Raw genomic sequence first — 1,626 nt, 5'->3', positions numbered from 1 at the left:
CATTAAGATACTGATTATCAGGGGTTTAATCAAATATTCCGATGGTTTATTTTGCTCATTTTCAAATAGTTATCCACATTTTTAACGAAGTATTGAAATTAATAATAACATCAAAAACGGATTATGACATCTGTCTATAAATTTCTCCTCGAAACTATTCGCGATATCAGCGGGCTTGAATCCTTTGCCAAACCGGGCGCAGCATTTGCAACACTAGTGTTGATAATTATTGCAGCCTGGCTGGCTCATTTTATCACCCGGCAGGTTTTAATCAAAATAATGTCGCGCATTGCCAAACGTACCAAAACCACGTGGGATGATATTTTAATTAAAAGAAGAGTTTTCAGTGGTTTGGCCCATTTGGTGCCCGCCATAATCCTTTACTCCACGTCAGGCTTTTCGTACCCAAATATTACCCAGGAACTTAGTGAACTAAGCGATTCGGCATTAAATACACTTTCGCAGGATTACTATTTTTCACTGGCGGGTTTCCTGGTGAAACTGGCACAAATGTATTTTATATTTATTGTGATATTTGTATCGAACTCGGTTTTAAATGCCGGCCTCGATATTTACAATACCACGCCCTATTCTAAAAACAGGCCCATAAAAGGCTACATTCAGCTTGTTAAAATATTTATATTCTTCCTGTCGGGAATAATGGTTTTAGCCATTTTGCTGGAACGCGATCCTACCGGGTTAATTGCCGGATTGGGTGCAATGGCAGCTGTATTATTATTGGTTTTCAAAGACACCATTTTGGGCTTTGTAGCTTCCATTCAGCTTTCGGCCAACAACATGGTAAAAATTGGCGACTGGGTTGAAATGCGAAGCAGAGGTGCCGACGGACCTGTTATTGACATTACCCTGAACACCATAAAAGTGCGCAACTGGGATCAAACCATCTCCACTATTCCAACTTATGCCATGGTTTCCGAATCGTTCATCAACTGGAAAGGAATGGAAGAATCGGGAGGAAGGCGTATTATGCGATCGGTTACAATTGATATGACGACCATAAAATTTTGCACGTCGGAGATGCTCAACCGGTTTCAAAAATTCTACCTGATCCGTGACTATGTGACTGAAAAAGAAAATGAAATTGAGGAATACAATAAAAAACACAATATATCCAATGATGATGTTATCAGCGGACGCCGGCAAACCAACGTGGGAGTATTCAGGAAATACCTCGAAAAGTACCTGGAGCAAAACCAAAAAGTGAACCACGACATGATTTTTATGGTACGCCAGCTCCACCCTTCGGGAAAAGGGTTACCTATTGAAATTTACGCGTTTTCAAAGGAACAGTCATGGCCAATATACGAAGGTGTCCAGGCTGATATTTTCGATCATGTTTTAGCTGTTATACCCGAATTTGAATTGCGCGTATTCCAGGAACCTACCGGAAATGATATTACCAGGGCAATTTCAAAAAACTGAGCATCAATTGCTTTACAAATTTATTGGTTCATCAAAACCGATTCCTGACGATTTGTTATAATTACCATGTTATTTAACATGATTATTTAGAAACTGTTTAAATTTTAATTGCGAATTCTATTAAGCATTAATTTTATCATAGCAAGTTGGATCATAGCTTCACTTGTATTAGTATTGTATTCA

Annotated in this window: 1 protein-coding gene; it reads left to right on the top strand. The window is 38.7% G+C overall.

The features are described from left to right. Positions 1-123: 123 nt before the first annotated feature. Entirely contained in the window at positions 124-1,443 is a 1,320-nt protein-coding gene (locus BUC07_RS20460; protein WP_073174216.1) for a mechanosensitive ion channel family protein, read from the top strand. The last annotated feature ends 183 nt before the right edge of the window (positions 1,444-1,626 follow it).

This window comes from Tangfeifania diversioriginum (assembly GCF_900141875.1).
GTDB classification, from domain to species: Bacteria; Bacteroidota; Bacteroidia; order Bacteroidales; family Prolixibacteraceae; genus Tangfeifania; species Tangfeifania diversioriginum.
This window is presented reverse-complemented; position numbering and strand designations above follow the sequence as displayed.